This window comes from Hyphomicrobium sp. (genome assembly GCF_036833075.1).
Classification (GTDB): domain Bacteria; phylum Pseudomonadota; class Alphaproteobacteria; order Rhizobiales; family Hyphomicrobiaceae; genus Hyphomicrobium_C.
Genome location: NZ_DAITQL010000149.1, coordinates 1 through 3,736, shown reverse-complemented (window position 1 = coordinate 3,736; position 3,736 = coordinate 1). Strand labels below are relative to the sequence as shown.

Below are 3,736 nucleotides of genomic sequence, written 5' to 3'. Positions count from 1 at the left end.
TGACGTGACCCCCTGATTTTCCTCCACGTTTGATTAGAGTCCGGCCCTGATGGAAGGACGGACAAGATGAAGCGTATGAGGTTTTCAGAAGAGCAGATCATCGGCGTGCTGAAGGAAGCGGAGGCGGGAGCGAAGCCCGCCGACCTGGCGCGGCGGCACGGGGTGTCCGAAGCGACGATCTACAACTGGAAGTCGAAGTACGGCGGGCTCGAGGTGTCCGAGGCTCGGCGTCTGAAGGCGCTGGAGGACGAGAACGCGAAGCTCAAGCGCCTGCTGGCGGATGCGATGCTGGACCAGGCTGCGCTGAAGGATCTTCTGTCAAAAAAGTGGTGACGCCCGCCGCCAAGCGGGAAGCTGTGGCTCATCTCCAGGCCTGCCACGGGATGAGCGAGCGGCGGGCGTGCCGTGTCGTTGGTGCCGATCGCAAGAGCGTGCGCTACCGCTCGACGAGGGCCGACGATGCCGAGCTGAGAAAGAAGCTGCGCGAGCTGGCGAACCAACGTCGGCGGTTCGGCTATCGCCGCCTGCATATCCTGCTGCGCCGGGAGGGCGTGATGATCAACCGGAAGAAGACCCAGCGGATCTATCGGGAGGAAGGTCTTGCCGTCAGGCGGCGTCGCAACCGCAGGCGTGCGATCGGCGCGAGAGCGCCGGCACCGGTTCTGGCCCTGCCGAACCAGCGCTGGAGCTTGGACTTCGTGCACGACCAGATGGCGTCAGGCCGGCGGTTCCGGGTGCTCAACGTCGTCGATGACGTGACCAGGGAGTGCCTGGCAGCGGTGCCGGACACGTCGATCTCCGGGCGCCGGGTTGTGCGGGAGCTGACCGAGCTGATCGCGAAGCGTGGCAAGCCGGGGATGATCGTCAGCGACAACGTCCTATGTTGGGAAGGCGTAGCGTGAAAAGGCCAGCAGGTCTCGTTACGCCGAGGGTGATCGGCGCTGATGACTTTGTGATCCAGATGGCTTCCATCGTCAAGGAAAGCACTCTCGGCCATAGCAAACACAGGATCCATCGGTCGTCGAGATCGTGGTCCTCACCGTCCTTAAGATGAGATGCGCATGCCAGATGGAAGGCCCGAACATTATCTACAGGGTCGCTCTCGCGCCCTCATGGCTCCACAGAGAGGGGTCCTTCCATCTGGTGTCCGCCCGTTCGACGAACGGACGGTACTCGGTTCCCGTCTTGATGACGGCGTGTGCGACGCGCGCCATCTTGGCGGTAAGCGCAGTCATCGCCTTGCGGCGGCGATCGGGATCGTCGGCATGGCCAGCGACATAGCGAGAGAGCTTGTCACGGAAGCTGTTGTTGGGTTGCCGGATCGCGACCTGAGTTGCCATCCAGAAGGTACGCCGCAGCCGGGCGTTGCCGTACTTCGACAGCTTCGTCCGCCCGCGGAACATCCCGGACTGACAGGTCGCGAGGTCGAGGCCGCAGAACTTGAGGAACTGGCGATGGTGGCTGAAGCGGCGTAGATCGCCGGCCTCGGCCAGAATCGTCAAGGCATTGATCGGACCGATGCCGGGGATCATGCGCAGGAGCTGATAATCGCGGTTCGTGGCCAGCGCGTCATGGGCGATCCGTTCGATCTCGTTGCGCTGCCGGATAAGGGTGCGCGCCTGGGCGATGACCATGCGAAACATGGTGACCGCGGCGGAATGTTCATCGATCGGGAGCGCGATCGATGAACAGGCGGTCTCGTAGATATCGTTGACTACCCGTGCCTTGGAAACCTTGCGTCCGATGAGCGGCCATGCCTGTTCGGTGAACGCTTCTCGCCCGATTGAAGTTATGCTGCCCGGCGTCGGGAAGCGTTCGATCAGCGCCAGAAACCAGTCGGACCGGCTATTGCCGGCGAAGCGCTCGATCTCCGGGAAATACAGCGGCAGATAATGCGTGAGAATCCGATGCCAGGTCTGGGTCTTGGCCTTGGAAATGGCTTCGTGCGTCTTCGACATCTCCTGCAGATCGTTGATGCCGGCGGCCAGCGGATCGACATAGCGCTGGGTCGCACCGATCCGGAGCATGTGCAGGATCACCTGGGCATCCTTGGAATCATTCTTGTCCCAGCCATTGTGCAGGGCTTCGCGTGTCCGGGCCAACGCGACCGACGAAATCAGGCGCAGCTCGAAACCGGCGGACAGCAATCGATGTGCCAGCGTGCGGTGATAGTTGCCCGTCGCTTCGAATCCGACCATCACGGGCCTGCCGATGGCCGCCAGATCATCCGCCAAGCGATCATAATCCGCCTTCGTCGCCATCACCGTCATGCGGCGCCGGCGGCCGCCCTCCGGTCGTTCAAGGAGAACCTCCTGGCGGTGCTTGGACATATCGATGGCTACCAGCACGGCATCGCGTGACGTAGAATGAAGCTTGGTCATGATCGGTCAGCCTCCAAAGGGTTGTGTCGACAACTTCACTTTAGAGACCTGCTGGCCGGTCATGACTGCCTTGATGAAGCCGGCGGGCGCTACGCGCCCTTGTTTCCATCAAGGCAATGTGGCCCTTCAATAGGCCGCTTCCCAATGTGCTACGGCACTGAGCTTACCAGCAGTGCCGTGCTGTCATGGTGCGGGGAGATCGGCGTGGAGTGGCACTACATCGCGCCGGGCAAGCCGATGCAGAACGGCTATGTCGAGAGCTTCAACGGCCGCATGCGCGACGAGCTGCTCAATGAGACGCTGTTCCTCAGCCTGGATCACGCCCGCGCCGAGATCGCCGCGTGGGTGGAAGACTACAACGGCGAGCGACCGCACTCGGCCCTTGGATACGAGACCCCGGCGGCGTTCGCCGCCGAACTGCAAAAGCAATGGCCTGCTCCGCTACGCCCTACGGGCTCCGCTGCGCAGCCCATTGCTTCAACCGCGCTCATGCGCAAAACAACCGCCCGGCTCTAATCCCAGCTGGAGGAAAGCTGGGGCTCACGTCAAATGTCCCCAAAATGTCCATATCGCCCAGCAATCATCGTTAGTTCAGCTTCAAAGTACACGGTGACAGCCACACATGATGTATGGCCATCAAGCACGCATCTGAACAACGACCCTGCACTCTCATAGACTCGGAGCGCGTTGGCTGAATTTGTCGCTGACGAACCATTGTCGTCAAGTGTACTTCGGGATTTTCCTGAAATTTTTAGTTTTTTCATCTGACTGGACACTGACTGCTTCGCGCCTCAATTTTATCACGAAGCTCCTTCTCGATGTATTTGCCACGTGAGAGCGGTCTCTCATATATCTTCAACCGACGAAGAAACTGGGCAGGACCCAATGGCGCGTACTTTCACCCGACAGGAATTTTACGACCTCGTCTGGTCGAAACCGATGACACACCTCGCAAAAGAATTCGTGCTGTCCGATGTCGCACTCCACAAAATCTGCAAGAAACACGGCATTCCCAATCCGCCGCTGGGCTGGTGGGCCAAGAAGGCAGCGGGAAAACCGGTCAAGCAGGCGCCGCTACCGAAGATGAAGCATGGCGATGCCGACCGGATCACTATCGTGAGCGGGGAACTCAGGGCCGAGCCCGCGCTGATTGCCGAGGCTCGGGAAAATGCCCGTGTGCTGGCCTCGACGATCGAGACCGGCGGCGAACTCCCTTCGCACCCGATCGTCGAGCGAACGATCGGTAAGCTTCGGAAAGCCAGGCCCGCACCCGCGACCGGCCTGGCTTCGGTGGAGGAGCCGGGCCTGATCAAACTAGAGGTTGCGCCTGCTTCGGCCGATCGTCTCCAGCTGGT

Annotated in this window: 4 pseudogenes; 3 read left to right on the top strand and 1 reads right to left on the bottom strand. The window is 61.1% G+C overall.

The features are described from left to right. Window positions 1–66: 66 nt before the first annotated feature. Window positions 67–875: pseudogene (locus V7082_RS21425) on the top strand (IS3 family transposase); the annotation flags it as partial. Between the two features lie 209 nt (window positions 876–1,084). Here the strand turns inward: V7082_RS21425 and V7082_RS21420 are convergent. Continuing rightward, window positions 1,085–2,381 (bottom strand): annotated as a pseudogene (locus V7082_RS21420) (IS110 family transposase). 153 nt (window positions 2,382–2,534) lie between these two features. Here V7082_RS21420 and V7082_RS21415 point away from each other — a divergent pair. Together V7082_RS21415 and V7082_RS21410 are read left to right on the top strand one after the other, a co-directional pair. After that, window positions 2,535–2,897, top strand: a pseudogene (locus V7082_RS21415) (integrase core domain-containing protein); the annotation flags it as partial. Between the two features lie 369 nt (window positions 2,898–3,266). Then, window positions 3,267–3,736, top strand: a pseudogene (locus V7082_RS21410) (hypothetical protein); the annotation flags it as partial.